This is a genomic window from Dokdonella sp., assembly GCF_019634815.1.
Taxonomy (GTDB): domain Bacteria; phylum Pseudomonadota; class Gammaproteobacteria; order Xanthomonadales; family Rhodanobacteraceae; genus Dokdonella_A.
The window spans coordinates 12532-27725 of sequence record NZ_JAHCAP010000004.1; the positions used below are offsets into that span (position 1 = coordinate 12532).

General features: G+C 66.6%; 10 protein-coding genes. 3 read left to right on the top strand and 7 right to left on the bottom strand.

The genetic code is table 11. The features are described 5' to 3' along the window. Positions 1 to 107 precede the first annotated feature (107 nt). The gene (gene ubiH, locus KF759_RS03300) at positions 108 to 1316 is read left to right on the top strand and encodes a 2-octaprenyl-6-methoxyphenyl hydroxylase (protein WP_291222977.1); all 1209 of its coding nucleotides are present in this window, start codon (positions 108 to 110) and stop codon (positions 1314 to 1316) included. A 25-nt stretch (positions 1317 to 1341) separates the two neighbouring features. Beyond that, positions 1342 to 2562, top strand: a complete 1221-nt coding sequence (locus KF759_RS03305) for a UbiH/UbiF/VisC/COQ6 family ubiquinone biosynthesis hydroxylase (RefSeq protein ID WP_291222978.1) — start codon at positions 1342 to 1344, stop codon at positions 2560 to 2562. A 19-nt stretch (positions 2563 to 2581) separates the two neighbouring features. Here KF759_RS03305 and KF759_RS03310 read toward each other — a convergent pair whose 3' ends face one another. The 3 genes from KF759_RS03310 to KF759_RS03320 all read right to left on the bottom strand — a co-directional run bounded on the left by KF759_RS03310 (position 2582) and on the right by KF759_RS03320 (position 7073). Further along, positions 2582 to 3937, bottom strand: a complete 1356-nt coding sequence (locus KF759_RS03310; RefSeq protein ID WP_291222979.1) for a chloride channel protein — start codon at positions 3935 to 3937, stop codon at positions 2582 to 2584. Positions 3938 to 4004: 67 nt separating this feature from the next. Then, positions 4005 to 6398, bottom strand: coding sequence for a diguanylate cyclase (locus tag KF759_RS03315; RefSeq protein ID WP_291222980.1), 2394 nt, complete (start codon positions 6396 to 6398; stop codon positions 4005 to 4007). A gap of 87 nt (positions 6399 to 6485) precedes the next feature. After that, a complete protein-coding gene (locus KF759_RS03320) occupies positions 6486 to 7073 on the bottom strand; it encodes a hypothetical protein (RefSeq protein WP_291222981.1) in 588 nt (195 codons plus the stop codon). 243 nt (positions 7074 to 7316) lie between these two features. Between KF759_RS03320 and KF759_RS03325 the strand changes: the two genes are divergently transcribed. Continuing rightward, a complete protein-coding gene (locus KF759_RS03325; RefSeq protein WP_291222982.1) occupies positions 7317 to 7997 on the top strand; it encodes a choice-of-anchor C family protein in 681 nt (226 codons plus the stop codon). 78 nt (positions 7998 to 8075) lie between these two features. On the opposite strand, the gene KF759_RS03330 is transcribed toward KF759_RS03325, so the two are convergent. From KF759_RS03330 to KF759_RS03345, 4 genes are all read right to left on the bottom strand, one after another. Then, positions 8076 to 11894: a translocation/assembly module TamB domain-containing protein gene (locus KF759_RS03330; protein WP_291222983.1), complete on the bottom strand. Its 3819-nt coding sequence runs from the start codon at positions 11892 to 11894 to the stop codon at positions 8076 to 8078. Continuing rightward, positions 11891 to 13708 carry an autotransporter assembly complex family protein gene (locus KF759_RS03335; protein WP_291222984.1) on the bottom strand — a complete coding sequence of 606 codons (1818 nt, stop codon included), beginning with the start codon at positions 13706 to 13708 and terminating at the stop codon, positions 11891 to 11893. The genes KF759_RS03330 and KF759_RS03335 overlap by 4 nt, the downstream gene beginning before the upstream one ends. A gap of 55 nt (positions 13709 to 13763) precedes the next feature. Then, on the bottom strand, positions 13764 to 13910 hold the full coding sequence (locus KF759_RS03340) for a DUF3096 domain-containing protein (protein ID WP_291222985.1): 147 nt from the start codon (positions 13908 to 13910) through the stop codon (positions 13764 to 13766). 121 nt (positions 13911 to 14031) lie between these two features. After that, the gene (locus tag KF759_RS03345; RefSeq protein WP_291222986.1) at positions 14032 to 15078 is read right to left on the bottom strand and encodes a hypothetical protein; all 1047 of its coding nucleotides are present in this window, start codon (positions 15076 to 15078) and stop codon (positions 14032 to 14034) included. Between the last annotated feature and the right edge of the window lie 116 nt (positions 15079 to 15194).

The window sequence follows — 15194 nt, forward strand, 5'->3', positions numbered from 1 at the left end:
CGGCTTGAATCCGTGGCGAAAGAGCTGGATCCCGGTGTCCGCCGGGAAGGCGAACGCTCGGCGTTGCCGTGGTCAAGCGACCGAGTGTGGCGCGCTATCATGCGGCAATGGATGAACTGGACGTGCTCATCATCGGTGGTGGTCTGGTCGGCGCGAGCCTTGCCATTGCGCTCGATAACGCCGGCCTGCGCGTGGCGCTGGCCGAAGCCTCGGCCTCGCGGCTTGATCTGCAAGCCAGCGAGGACGAGCGCAACCTTGCGCTCGCACGTGCCAGTGTCAACGCACTCGAGTCACTGGGCGTGCTCGATGCCCGCAGTCCGATCACGCCGATCCGTCGAGTTCACGTCAGTCGCCGCGGTGAATTCGGCGCGCTGCGTCTGGATGCGCAGGCACTCGGACTGCCGTCATTGGGCGCGGTGATCCCGGCGCGCGAGCTCGGCAATGCGTTGCTGCGCCGACTGGAGCGCTGTGCGTCGCTGCTGCGCTTGGCGCCCGCGCAGGCCAGCGTGATCGAGCCCGCGCCCGCCGCGGTCGCGGTCGAACTCGGCACGCCTGAAGGCACGCGCCGCTTGCGCGCACGGCTGGTGGTTGGCGCCGATGGCACCGGCTCGTTCGTGCGCGAGGCGCTCGGCATCGCTGTGCGGCGCGATGATTACGCGCAGTCGGCAATCGTCACCACGGTGCACTGCGAACGTGCGCTCGAGGGTCAGGCCTATGAGCGCTTCACCGACACAGGGCCTCTCGCATTGTTGCCGCTGGGCGAGCGGCGTGCGGGACTGGTGCTCAGCGTGCCACGCAGCCAAGCAGCGGCGACCGCCGCACTTGACGATGCGGCCTTCATCGACTGCGTGCAGCAGCGCTTCGGCTGGCGCGCGGGACGACTGACAAGGCCGGGCCGGCGCCAGGCTTTTCCGCTGGCGCGCGTGATTGCCGAGCGCACCCACGGGCAGCGCTGCGTGCTCGTCGGCAATGCCGCGCAGACCGTGCATCCGCTCGGTGCGCAGGGGTTCAACCTGGGTCTGCGCGATGCGCTCACGCTGGCCGAATTGTTGCGCGAGACAGCGCAATCGGGTACCGATCCGGGCGCAGGGGATTTGCTCGAACGCCATGATGAACGGCGTCGTGGCGACCGCGCCGCAACCACTGCCTTCAGTGACGATCTCGTGCGCCTGATGGGCAATCCCTTTCTGCCGCTGCGCCTTGCGCGCATGGCAGGATTTCATTTGGCAGAACGCATCGAACCGCTCAAGCGCCAGATCGCGCTGCGCGGCATGGGCTTTCGTGGCGATGTCTCGCACTGGGGTTTGATGCAATGAATGCGCACACGGGTGGAGGGCGCGCATGAACGCGCGTTCGCGGCGTGCCCCGCGGCGGGGTGAGTTCGATGTCATCGTGGTCGGCGCGGGCGCCGCCGGCGGCGCACTCGCGCTGGGGCTTGCGCGCGATGGGTTCAACGTCGCCGTGGTCGAGGCGCGCGAGCCGAGCCGCTGGCGCCTCGAGGACGAAGTCGATTTGCGCGTGGTGGCGCTCGCGCCCGACGCGCGTGACTTGCTCGAAGATCTGGGTGTGTGGGCGCCGATCGCGCAGATGCGAGCATCCCCGTTCCAGCGCATGTGCGTGTGGGATGCGCAGGCCGCGGGCGAGCTGCGCTTCGACGCCACCGAACGCGGCGAGGCGGCGCTCGGCTGGATCATCGAGAACAAGCTGATTCAGCACGCCTTGTGGACGGCGCTTGCCACGCGCGCTGACGACAGCCCGGCGCCGATCCTGCATTGCCCGGCCGAGATCAACGCAGTCGAGGAAGACGCTGATGGCATCGGTGTGACGCTTGGCGATGGTACCCGCTTGCGTGCGCGCTTGCTGGTGAGTGCCGAAGGCGGCGAGTCTTCGCTGCGCCAGCGGCTTGGCATTGCCTTTGAAGGGCGCGACTACGGTGCGCGCGCGGTGGTTGCGCATGTTCGCAGTGAACGCCCGCACGAAGGCACTGCGTGGCAGCGCTTCCTGCCCACCGGCCCACTGGCATTCCTGCCGCTCGCCGATGAGCGCAGTTCGATCGTGTGGTCCCTGCCCGAGGCCGAAGCCGCACGCGTGCTCGCGCTCGACGACGCCGCGTTTTGCGCCGAACTCGGCGCCGCGTTTGATTTCCGCCTCGGACCGATTGCGTCGGTCTCGCGCCGCGCCGCATTCCCCTTGCGACTGCGCCTGGCCGGGCAATTCGTGCAGGGGCGTTGCGTGCTGGTCGGCGATGCCGCGCATCTGGTGCATCCGCTCGCCGGGCAGGGCATGAATCTTGGTCTGCGCGATGTCACCTGCCTGCGGCGCGTGCTCAACGAGGCGCGTGCGCGTGACAGTGATCCGGGTGCCTGGCATGTGCTGCGACGCTTCGAGCGCGAACGGCGCAGCCAGACCACGCTGGCGGCTCGCGGTTTCGACGCGATCGAGCGGGTGTTCGGCGCGTCGAGTCGACCGCTGGTGGCGCTGCGCGGCCTCGCGCTCGCGAGCGCCGGGCGCTTTCCGCCGCTGCGCCACCTGCTTGCCGATGTCGCTGCCGGGCGGCGCTGAACGGCAGCGGCTGGCGTGATCAGGGCGAATTGCGCACGCGCCGCCGGCGCATGCGCCACCAACGCAGCAAGCCATAGGACAGGCGCACCTTTTCCTGGCCGACCGGCAGGTCGGCGTGGGCGAAAATCCAGGAGGACTTGCTGAAGGCGATCTGCTGCTCGGGATACACGCTGCGGTGGCCGATGATGAGGTAGGCGGCGACACAGGCGCCGGCGACATGCAGGGTGGCGTCGGCGCCAAACAATTCCACGCCCATGAAGATTGCCGCCAGCGGCGTATTCGAAGCTGCCGCAACCACGGCGACCAGTCCCACCGCGGCGCCCAGTGCGGGGGGCAAGCCGAGCAGCGGCGCAAACGCGCCGCCGGCGACTGCACCGATCACGAATTGCGGCGTGACGATGCCGCCGTAAAAGCCCGAGCCGAGCGTGATCGCGACCAGCAAAGCCTTCCACAGGAAACCCAGCCAAGGTGTCGCTTCACCGCGCAGCGCGCTTTCCATGAGCGGCAGACTCAAGCCCAGGTAAGTTTGCGGAATCGCCAGTGCCAGCAAGGCGATCACGAGGCCGCCAAGCATCGGCAGCAAGGGCGGCCACAGGTCAAGGTGCTGGCGCAGCCTTGCGAACAGCTTGCGGGTCTGTCGCAGCAATTCCACGAAGATCCACGCGATCGCACCGCACAGGATTCCGATCAGCACGGTCTTGAGAAACAGCCATTCGGTCAGCTGACTGGAAAAATCCACCGCATAACGGGGATAGGGCACGCCCAGAGCGCGCGAGACCTCAACCGCGGTGACACCGGCGACGATTCCGGGGAACAGGAAGTCGTGGCGAACGCGCCCGATTGCGAGCATCTCGATGCCGTAGATCGCGCCGGCGATCGGCGTGCCGAACACGCTGGAAAAACCGGCGCTCACGCCGCAGGCCAGCAGGCGCTTGCGCATTTCCGGATTGAGGTGGAGCAGGCGACCGATGCCGGCGGCAAGGCTTGCGCCCAGATGCGAGCAAGGCCCTTCCTTGCCCGCCGAGCCGCCACAACCGAGCGTAATCAAGGCGGCCAGGGGTTTGATCCACAGCGTACGGAACGGCATCTTGCCGAGCTGTTCGTTGATCGCGACGATCGGTTCATCGCTGAAATTGGAATGTCGCAGTCGATAGCCATAATGCAGCAGCAGGCCATTGGCCAATCCCGCCAATGGCAGCAGCAGTGCGAGCAACCACCACGGCGCCGCGTACATTCGGCCCTCGCTGGCGAACAGCAGATGCAGGAACGCACTGCAGCCGGCGCCGACGATGGTGCCGGTGAAGGTGGCCAGCAGCAGCCACTGCAACACCGTGGCCAGCATCACCAGCGGTTCGGTCAGGCGAAATCGGCGCATGGGCCCGCGCTCGTGGCGGCAACCGCTGCAGTGTAGCAAGTGCGGGTTGACGCCTGATGCGGATCCCTCAGCTGCACACGCGGTTGCGGCCTTCGCGTTTGGCCCGATAGAGCGCGACGTCGGCACTGCGCAAGAGCTCGTGCATCTGGGCATCGTTGCCGACGCGGGCGCTGGCGACACCGGCACTGATGGTGATGCGATTGCTTCGCTCGCTACCCGGTACGGCGATCTCGCGCGCGGCGACGGCAACACGGATCGCCTCGGCGAGCCTGCACGCCTGGCCGATGTCGGCTTGGGCGATGACGCAACTGAATTCCTCGCCGCCCTGGCGGGCAACGACGGCGCCCGGTGGCGCGCATTGAAGCATCACCTCGGCCACGCTGCGCAGGGCCTCATCATCCGCGGGGTGGCCATGTCGATCGTTGTAATCCTTGAAGCGGTCGACGTCGATGCTGATCATCGAGAGCAGGGTGCCGCCTTCGGCGCGGGCGTGATGATGCAGGTTTTCGAGCAGCAGGCGTCGATTCGCCAGGCCGGTCAGGGAGTCGCTGTAGGACAGTTCGCGCAGGCGGCGGTTGGCTTCGTGCAGTTCTTCGGTGCGTTCGGCGATCTGTCGTTCGAGCACGCGCCGCGCGCCCTTGAGACTGTGCACGCGCCAGCGCCAGGCCATCATGATCAGGGCGGCGATCAGCGCCAGGCCCAGCGCCCATGCCCAGCTGCGCTGCCACCACCGTGGCTGAACTGCGATCGCCACTTCGAGCGGCGCGCTCGCATTGCCGGCATAGTCATGCGCCTCGATGCGCAAGCGGTAGCGACCGGGCGGCAGGCTGGAAAACACGCGGTAATTCTGCGGGCTCCAGGCTGCGGGCTCGCGTTCATAGCCGATCAGCTGACTGCGAAAGCGCGATTCGGCTTCGCGTTGCCAACTCAGCAGGGCGAAGCGCGCGATCAACTCATGGCGACCCGGCGGCACCTCGATCGCGGTGCCGTCAATCGACTTGCCGTCGATCTGTGCGCCCAGCCAGCGCAGTGGCTTGGGCGTGCCATCGTGGATGCGCACGGCCGGATCGAACATCGCGGCGCCGCCGAGGGTGCCGGTCCAGAAGCGATCCTGATCGTCGACAAGTTGTGAACCGCCGTTGCATTCATCGTTGAGCAGGCCGTCACGTCGGGTGAACACGCGTGATTGAAAGCTGCCGTCATACGGGGTGAGTTGCTGCACGCCGGCGTTGGTGCAAACGTAGATGCGTCCCTTCGAGTCGCGCACGGCGCCATAGGCAGACGGGTCGGGCGCGGCGGGCAGATCGTCCGGCAACACGTGCGGCCGGGTCGGATCGCTGACATCCACGCGCACGATCGCGGAATTGCGCGTGCCAAGCCAGAGCACCGAGCGACCGGCATCGTCGCGCAGCAGGTTCATGCCCTGCAGGTAGGTATCGGGAAGCTTGACCACGGTCGCATCCCAGCGTTCGCCATCGAAGCGCGCCAGACCGTTGCTGCCGGCCGCCCACAACCAGTTGCGACCTTTTTCGTCGACCTGCGAAATCAGGCGCCGCACGCGCCAGATGCCGTCGATGCCCTTGGCCGTGTACGCCGTCCAGACCCCCTCACGCAGGCGCTGGACGCCACCGGTGTTGAGCGCAAACCAGTACGTGGTCTTGCCGTCGACGAGGGTGCTCACCACGTCCTGAGCCGCCAGCCCCGGGTTTGCCGGCCAGGGCGTGTCGACTTCAACGAAGCGGGGGCCGGGTTCATCCACCCGCAGCAGGTGGCCGCCACTCATCGCCAGCCACAGGGTCGATTTGCCTGATCCGTCGAGCGTGCGGCGGATCATGCCTGCGTCGTTGCTGGGCAACAGGCCGTTGGCCTGCGAGAAGTTTCGCCACGTGCCATTTTCGAAAAGACCCAGGCCGTCCGCATTGGCGGCCACCCACAGGCGCTGGCCGCCGTGAGCATCGGCTTCGGGCAACAGACCGAACACGCCGGTGCCGTGTTCGCCGAGCAGGGACACGGTATGCCACTGGCTGCCGCCGAGCACGGCACGGGCCACGCCCGATTCGGTGGCAAGCCACAGCACGTCGACGCCATCGGGGCTGCGCCAGATGCTCAGTCCGCGCACCGCGTCGGACGGCAGGCCATGACTGCGATCGAAGGTGCGGGCGCGGTCCTTGTGGATGCGCACGACGCCGGCGCGGCTGCTGACCCACAGCACCGGATCCTCGTCGCTGCCGCTGACGGCCATCGAATACAGGTCGTCACTGGGCAATTCGCCGGTTTCGGCGCTCCAGTGCCGAACACCGTTGCGGTCGATGCGCCACAGGCCATGCCCGATCGTGGCGATCCACAGTTGTTCGCGCTCGCCGCGCCCCGTCGTGCGCAAGCCGTCGGCCCCGCTGCTTGCCAGCTCGAGCTTTTGCCATTGGCCGTCCTGACGAAACCACAGGCCGTCGAGCGTCGTCACCCACAGGCGGGGTCGGCCACCGATCCGTGTTGTCGCGGCGACCGACAGGATGAAGCGCGGGAGCTGTTCGGCGCCCGCCGCGGGCAGTCAGCGGCCTTGCGCATCGCGTTCGAGCAGCCCGGCGTCGCCGCTGGCGAGCCACAGCGAAGGATGACCATCGGCATCGAAGGTCTCGGCCAGACTCGAAACCTGATTGGTCGGCAGGCCCGTGCCACGGCCCTGCCTATGCCAGGACGTGCCGTCCCAGCGGCCGATGCCGCGGTCACGGAAGGCAACCCACAGAGTGCCCTGGTGATCGACCAGGAACGCGCCCAGCGTGCCCTTGATGGCCTGCGGCCCCGCGCTGCTCCACGAATGGCCATCGTAGCGCGCCAGCCCGTGCGCAGTGCTGAGCCAGACGAAGCCGTCCTTGTCGGTCTGCACGGCGCTTGCGACCGATTCGGAAACGCCATCGCGGCTGGTGAAGGTGACGAAGGTGGGGGCCGAGAGATCGCCCAGGTCGAGTTCCGCAGCGCGGCCCGCAGAGGGATCGACCAGCAGGCTCGAGGCAAGCAGCAACGCGGCGAGGCCAAGTCGGCGGGCAACTTTGCCGGCGGATTCCTGGCGGCAATTGCCGGTCGCCGTACCTGCTGTGCGCAGACGGGTCGTCGCGCTGGTCAGCCGATCCTTGCCCACGGGTGAGTCTCGATGCCCCTGTTGCTCGCCGCGATCATAGCGTGGGCGCGCGGCGGGTACGGTCCTTGCCTGCGCGTGTCATGCCACGGGAGTTTGCGGGCGACGCCGCATGGGTCGGTGGAAGTCGGCTGCCACGGTGTTGGGGATACGCGCCCGGAATTGCGTTATGGATCGGGATCCGCGCTGCCAGGCGGTATGCAAACGCAGGTCGACCTCATGTCCATCACCGCAAGGAGTCAAACGATGAAACCCCTGAAGACGATGTTGTTGCTGATTGCTGCCAGTGTCATTGCCGCCACCGCGGCGCAGGCCGCACCGTTTCAGAACGGCAGTTTCGAAGACGGCCCGGGTCCGGTGAAATCCGGCAATTCGGCTGCTTGGGTGACGACGCTGGGTGTTGGCGACACCCGACTCGCGGGCTGGACGATCGGCAGCGGCGACATCGACTACATGGATACCGATTTCTGGCAGGCCGCGGCGGGGCAGCATTCGCTCGACATGAGTGGCACCCAGGCCGGCACCATCGCCCAGACCTTCGACACCGTCGCCGGTGCGAGCTATACCGTCACTTTCAGTCTGGCCGGCAATCCCGACGGAGGCGCGCCGGCGACCAAGACGCTTCGCGTTGCGGCGACCGGCGGGCCGGCAACAGACTATTCAGTCACACCCTCGGGCAACAGCACCAGCAACATGGGCTGGGCCGATCAGACCTACAGCTTCACCGCCTCGGGTTCGAGCACGACCTTGAGCTTCACCAGTCTGGCCGCATCGAACAGCGGGCCTGCGCTCGACGATGTGCGCGTGGTGGCCGGCGTCACGGGTACGCCGGCGCTGTCGGCGCCGACGCTGTCGACCTGGGCGATGCTCGGCCTGGTCGCGCTGCTCGTCGGCATCGCGCTGCGCAAGCGTCGCGTGACGGGCTGATCCCGCTGCGCGGGGAATCAGGGTGAGGGCCCGCGTGCGCTGGCAAGCGCCGCGCACCTGGGCCCATGGAGCGCCACTTCAGCGTTCGTGCCGATAATTGAAACCGGCGCGACTGCCGGTGGTCGCGTTCTGAGCCTCGAAGTTCCAGCGCTTGCTGAACAGGTACTTGAGCGTGACGACTTCGCCCGGCGTGAACAGGCCCACGCCATAGCTCAGATACAGTTTGGGTGAGAGGTATTTGCCGACCGTGAAGGCCGCGCCGCCCAGCGCGGCGTTGTCGGAGACGCCCGCATCCACGCCCAGGCGTGCACCGATGCCCTTGGCAAGCAGGTCGCCGGTGGCGCTGCCGAGTGCACGCGCGGCGGCACCGAGCATGTCACCTTCGCCGCTCTTGAGGCTCGACAGCGGCTTGCCGGTGAGCAGATACGACAGCGCTTCGGACTGCTCCATCGACGGCTGCGAGAACACCGTGAGCACGGGCAGCAAGGCGGTGCCGCGCACCTGCAGGCCCGCGGTGATGCTGTCGTCGAGCTGGCCGCCCGAGGCGCCGAGGATCTTGCGCACCGCGCGGATATCCAAGCCTGGATTGTCGAGCGGACTGCCCGCGAACAACAGACGGCCGGTTTCGATCGTGAGGTTCTGACCGTAGGCGCGGTAGGTTCCTTGCGCATTGAGCGTGCCGGTGCCGGTGGGCTGGCGGCCCGGTCTTTGATCGATGCGCAGCCGGCCGCTGATCTGGCCATCCAGTCCCATGCCCGCGAGCCTGACCTCGTCACCGAGTTCGATGTCGACCGCGACGACCACCGGCAAGGGCTTGGCTGCCGCCACCGGCTCGGCATCGACGATGACCACATCGGGCGAGGATTGGCTGGCGCCGCCACCGCCGGGCAGCTTGCCCAGGTCGATCGCAGTCTGCGGGATCTTCACTCGGCCGCCGAGCGTGAGCAGCTTGGCATCGCGCTCGAGTGTGAGGTCGGGTGAAATGATCACCTTCGCGGCCGGGATGTCGGCGGCGAGGAAACGCTCACCCTTGATGGTCACCTGCAGTGGCGCCTGCGCGGAACTTCCGCCGCTGCCCTTGAGGGTGAGCATGCCGTCACCGGACTTGAGCGAGCCATCGAGCGTGAAGTGGTCGATGTCGCTGACCGCGATGTCGAGATTGCCATCGTGGAGTTTGAGGCCGGCCGCGGGAATTTCCACCGCAAGTCCCTGCAAGTGCGCCATGCCACTCACCTGCGGCGCCGCAAGACTGCCATCGATGCGGTAGTTGGCTTGAATGCGGCCTTGGGTGTCGGCGACTTCGGCAGTGAGCAGATCGACGAAGGCGAGGCTGTTGAGCGCAAGGTCGAGATGCCCCGACATTGCGGTGCTGGCGGCGATCGGGCCGTCGAACGCGAGTGTGCCATCGAGTCTGCCATCGTGGTCGAAGGCGGCGTGCACGCTCGCCTGCGTCGACTGCGGCGTGAGCGTGGCATCGAGCGTGAAATCGTTCCAGCGCAGCAGTGGTGTCTGCGCATGGTCGACATGTGCAAGCGCGCCCTGCATCGACTGCAGATGCGCCTTGCCATCGAGCGCGCCCGCACTGCTGCGGCGAATCTCGCCGGCGCCGATGATATCGCCTGCAATGCGCAGAGGCGTTTGGCTTGCCGCCAATTGCATGAGCAGGGCGAGCGGCAAGCGCTCGATGCGGTACTGCGCCTGCATGGCGCCATCGGTGGCGACATTGGCGCTTGCGCACAGGCTCGCATCGCCGCCACCAAGGCACAGCGGGCTGCTGCTGAACGCGTGCTTGTGCCAGGCAAGCGTCACCGGTTCGCGCAGCGCAAGCGCAGGCAGGTTTTCGGGGTGGATGTCGAGCGTGCGCAGCGTGCCGTTCCACTCGCCTGCGGCGTCTGCCTTGCCGTCGAGCGCGAACTTGAGACCGAGTGGTGTGCCTTCGGCATCGAGTTCGAGCTGATGAGCCGCGAGCGCACCATCGGCGCGCAGATCGAGCGTGTTGAAATGCAGTGCGCCCGCATCGATCTGGTCGAGCTTGAGCGCGAGGCGGCCGTGTGCAGTGTCGAGATTGGCAATCTCGGCATCGAGGTCGAAGCTGTCGATTTGCGTGCTGCCAAGCTTGAGCGCGCGACCACGCGCGGCTCCCGTGATCGCCAGCGCGGGCCACTTGCCCTGCACGCGGAACTGTCCGTCGAGGCCACCACCCAGATCGGGCAGCCAGTCGCCGAGGGCGGGGAGCGCGAACTGGATCGTCGCATCGCTGTGCTCGCCGCCGCGCCCGGCGATGTCGATGTGGCTCTTGCCCGCGCGCAGCGCGAGCGCGCCATCGACCGCGAAACCGGGATTTATCTGCAGATCGGCGTGACCACTCAGGACTTGCCGGCGCAGCGTGCCGCCGAGGTGTTCGAGTTTGAGCGTGGCCTGGGCACCCTGATCGACGAGGGTGCCTCGGCTGGACAGGTCGAAATCGAGCGCGCCCGGCCAAGCCGCGGCAAACGCGCCGGGATCGAGGCGGCTTGCCTTGGCCGTGATGTCCCAGCCCAAGGCGGGTTGCAGGGTGAGCGAGCCCTGCGCATCCAGCCCGCCTCTGGTTTGCTTGAGCGCAAGCTGCTTGAGCGTGATGACTTGCGGCGTGCCATCGAGATCAAAGGCGAGGTCGGCGAGCTGTCCCGGCGGGCCGATCGCGGCCGTACCGTCGACATGGAATTTTTCCGCGTTGCCGTTTGCGCTGAGACTGCCGTGCGTGGCGAGGGCCTGGCCGATCAGTTCGGCGGGCAGTTCGATGCCGCTCCAAGTGATCTGCGCCTGTGCCGAGGGCGGTTTGGCATCCAGTTGCAGGCTGCCCTTGGCATCGAGCTGGCCGGGTTGATCTCTTGACTTGAGCGCGAGTGATTCGATGCGCAGAGTCTGCTTGTCCAACGCGTAGCGCAGCGGTGCAAGCTGCACGGCATGCTCATCAAGCGTGAGCGTGGCTTCGATCGCGCCCGCATGCTTGTCGCCGCGGCCCTCCAGATCGAGCGCGAGCGCCTTGAGCGAGGTTGCGGCGTGCACGAGCTGCGGATCGAACTGCGGCACCTGCGCGCGCAGCGTCCACGCGAGCGCATCGGTCTGCGCGAGTTCGAACTCGAACTTCGCCGGTGTGGGCGCATCGAGATTCAATGCCAGCATGGCCTTGCGGCCATCGCCCTGCGCCTTGAGCGTGCCGCCGTAGTCGACTTCAGCCAGTTTCCAGCGAAAGCGCGCCTCGGCATTGCCCGCATGGCCGGGACTTGCAGCGATGTTGCCGTGCAGGTCGAGCGAGCCCTCGGGCGCGCGCAGCGTGAAGGATTTGAGTGCAATGCCATCGCTTGTCCACGCTGCGCCGGCATCGAGACGGTCGAGCGCTAATATCGGCTTGCCGTCCTGGCTGATGCGTGCATCGCGCACGCCCAGGTGATCGAGCGCGATGTCCAGCGGCGCCGCAAGCGAGATCGACCCGGAAGGCGGCGCATCCGGTTTGGCGACCGTGGTCAGCGCCAGTTCGAGCTGGTCGAGCTCGAGCGTGCTCACGTGCGCGCGTGCGGCGAGCAAGGCCAGCGGCCGCAGCTCGACCTGCAATCGCGCGAGCCTTGCATCGACCCCCGCGGCAGGATCGTTCCAGCGCAGATCTTCGAGCACGAGCGATCCGCCCAGGCTGCCGTGACTGCGCGCCACTGCGAGCTTGCCATCGAGCGCGCCGACTGCACGCGCAAGCACGAAGCGAGCGCCCGCTTCGCTGCCGAGCAGCCACCACAGCGCGAGTGCGAGGACGGCGATCAAGGCAAGAATGCCAATGCCGATCCACTTGAGCAGTCGACGCAGCGCGATGCCGCGCTGCGTGTTGCGCGACCGCAGATGCGATGAGCGTGCGTGCGCGCTCACAGGTCGGGCCCGATGACGATGTGGAGCTGCACGCCGTGATGGTCGCTGTCGGCGACCGGCACGCCCAGGTCAATGCGGATCAGACCCACCGGAGAACGCCAGCGTGCGCCAATGCCGACGCCGATCTTCTGGTCATAGTCGCCAAAGGTGCTGAATGCATCACCGCTGTCGACGAAGGCGGCAATGCCCCAATTCGGCTTGAAGTAGTACTCGTATTCGGCGCTCGCCACGGTGAGGAATTTGCCGCCGATGACGAGGTCCTGGCAGGTACGGTTCGGGTGGGCAGCGCACTGGGCGCGGGCGATCGGCACCAGCGCCGCAGGCAGTGCCGGACCAATCGTCTGGTAGGCGTAACCGCGGATCGAACGGTCGCCGCCGGCGAAAAAGCGCAGTTCGGGCGGCAGCTTGTCGAACCCGCTGGTCCAGGTTGCGCCCAGCGCGCCACGGGCGATGAAGCGCGAATGGTCGCCCAGGCCACGGATCCATTTCGCATCGGCACTGGTTTGCACGAAGCTCGTGTCTGAAAGCAAACCGTGTGCGCCGGCGCGTGCGTTCAACGTCAGCGACCAACCGTCGCGCACGAACATCGGCTCGTCGGCCCGCTTGCGCGTCAAGCTGATTTCCGGATAGAGCAAGGTGCTGTCGCCATCCAGGTTGGCGACCTTGAAATTCCCGGTGAGAAACTTCGCCGCAAGCGTGCGCGTCCAGCCGTGCCAGAGCCGCGAATCACTGGCGGCCAGTCCGAAGGTGCGCGAATAGGCGGCATCGGTATCCTCGTTGCGGAAATTGGCGCCGAACCCGATGCTGTGGTTGTCGGCACCGGCGAGCGGAATCTGGTATTGCACCGAGGCGGTCTTGAGTTGGGTTGCGGCAAGCACGTTGAATGAAAGCTTGTGCCCGCGCGAATTGATCCAGCGGCGGGAAATTCCGCCGCGCACGCCCGGGCCGGTATCGGTGCCGATGAACACGCCGCCGGTGTAAATCGTGCGCTTGGCCGGCGCCAGCAGCACCTTGATCGGTACCACCTCGTCTTGCACATGGTCGAGATCGGGCTGCACCTGGGCGATCGAGAAGTAGTCGGCGTCAATCAGGCGCTGCTGAAATGCGAGCAGGCGCTCCTGCGTGTAGAAATCGCCCTCGCGCCAAGGTATGTAGCGCTCGAGCAGGGCGTCGGGAAACTGGCTGCCTTCGAAAGTCGTCGCGCCGAAGCGATGACGCGCGCCGACCTTCCAGGCCAGATGGATCTGCGCGCTGTGGCTTGCGCGCGTGACTTCGACCTGATGGGTGACCAGCTGCGCGTCGAGGTAGCCGCTGGCTGCCAGCGCAGCCTGCACGATCGCCTTGCTTCTTTCGTAGGCCGCCTGGTCGAGCGTCTGGTCCTTGGCCGGCGTGAAGCCGGCCAGCGCCTTGCGCACTTCGCGCTGGCCCTCGGCATCGCCGTCCAATTCGATGTCGAGCGTGGTCACGCGGGTGGCCGGACCAGGCGTGACGCGCAACACCGCGACCGTCGCCCCGGCATCTTCGCGCAATTGCGCGTCGACGCTGGCATCGAAGTAACCCAGCGGTTCGAGTGCCTTGCGTGCCTGTGCTGGTGCGCGTTCGAAAAGGCGATGCAACTGCGCATCGGTGATGTCGCGGTCATGGTACTGGTTGATCTCGATGGCACTCTTCACTGCATCAAGCAGTGCGCCTTCGATGCCTTCGATCCGGGCGCTGACGCGCGCAGCATGTGCATGCGTGCCGGCAAGCACGAGCAGCCAGCACGCACGCAGGCACGCGGTACGCATTCGCGCAGCGAGCATCCTGACACGCATGGGCGTCAGCGGCGCACGCAGGGTTGCAGCGGACAACGCACGCACACGGGTCTGATCACAGACGCAAGCCGGGAAACAGGCCGAGCACGCCCACCACGATCAGATAGATCGCGACGATCAGACTGAGCAGCTTCGGGCGGATCAGAATCAGGATGCCGGCAAGCAGGGCGAGCAGGGGTTGCAGGGCAAGATGGATATTCACGGTCGGATCACGCGGGTTGCGGAAAGGGTGCACGGTAGCAGCAGCGAGCGGCCTTGCGCAGCCTTGCCCGAATCACCCCAACGATTGTTGACGTCGCGCTGCAACCGGGCGCATGCAATTTTCAGCGCGGTAGCAGCGAGGCAGCGATCATCTTGCGCGTCTTGGCCGAACTGCGCTTGCGTGCAGTTGCCTTCTGCTCTTCTGCGGAGCGGCTCGATTGGCGCCGGGTCTCGAGCAGGCCGAGCGTGTCATATGCGTTGACCACGTCGAATACGTCGGCCATTTTCGCCTTGGCATGGGCGGCGATTTCGTGCAGCGGTGCTTCGCGCATGAGGGTAAGCGCGATGCGGTGTTGCTTGCGGTAATCGTTGTCCAGCGGCAGCCAGTGGCGCAGCTTGTAGGTTGCAGTCGGATCGAGATGTTTGGCGAGATAGCCATTGGAGCGCAGGAAGGCATTCAGCCAGCGCAACCGTGCCAGCGGGCGTCCTTCATGCTCGGTCTGCAGGCGCGCCAGCTGCGAGCCGCCGACACGCTGGTATTCGTGACCTTGCAGGGGATCGAGGAAATACGGCTCGAGCTCGCACATGCGTGCACTGGTGTGGAACAGCTCGGTGACCGGATCGACCAGCAGCGGCGGCAAGCCGGGGCGGCGGATCAGCAGCGCGCCGCGCTTGAGCAGGGCGTCGAGCGGTGTGCAGCGGCGCTCGTACTGGATGTCGAGGAAGTTCGCACGCGTGTCATCGCCGTCTGTTTCACGCTTGGACGAGTAGGCTTTCCTGCCGCCGGAATGCTTTCCGATCTGACGTTCGTGCACGCTGAAGTCAATCAGCCGGCGCGGCGTGGGCGGCGTGGTGGCGCCGACATGATTGAGGAGTCCGGTAATGGCCTTGGGCGACAGTGGACGCAACAGCACCAGCTCGGCATCAAGGACATCGGCGCCTGGATCGGCAAGGATCACCAGATGACGCCCTTCATCAAGTGCGCGGATGCGCGCGCAACGACCGCCGAAATCAGCGAGGTCGGCAATGACCAGATCGACTTCGTCGCCATCATTGGCGAAGGTCCAGTCATGATCGAGCTGGGAATGCAGCACGCGCAGGAATGCCGTCAGCTCGGCAGCGTCATTCGGCGAGGCGCCTGCGAGGACGAGATGTCGCGTCGGTTTCATGGCCGGCGGTCACTGCATTTCGGGTAGCGGTATCCGCCGCCATTATGCGCGAGATGGCGACCAGGGGAATGTGAACTTGCGCGACGCCCCGCGAGCGCCGGACGGACGGTCCATCC

Coding starts and splice junctions, on each gene's coding strand:
- KF759_RS03335 (WP_291222984.1), bottom strand. CDS start 13,708: ATGCGTGTCAGGATGCTCGCTGCGCGAATGCGTACCGCGTGCCTGCGT.
- KF759_RS03305 (WP_291222978.1), top strand. CDS start 1,342: ATGAACGCGCGTTCGCGGCGTGCCCCGCGGCGGGGTGAGTTCGATGTC.
- ubiH (WP_291222977.1), top strand. CDS start 108: ATGGATGAACTGGACGTGCTCATCATCGGTGGTGGTCTGGTCGGCGCG.
- KF759_RS03325 (WP_291222982.1), top strand. CDS start 7,317: ATGAAACCCCTGAAGACGATGTTGTTGCTGATTGCTGCCAGTGTCATT.
- KF759_RS03345 (WP_291222986.1), bottom strand. CDS start 15,078: ATGAAACCGACGCGACATCTCGTCCTCGCAGGCGCCTCGCCGAATGAC.
- KF759_RS03310 (WP_291222979.1), bottom strand. CDS start 3,937: ATGCGCCGATTTCGCCTGACCGAACCGCTGGTGATGCTGGCCACGGTG.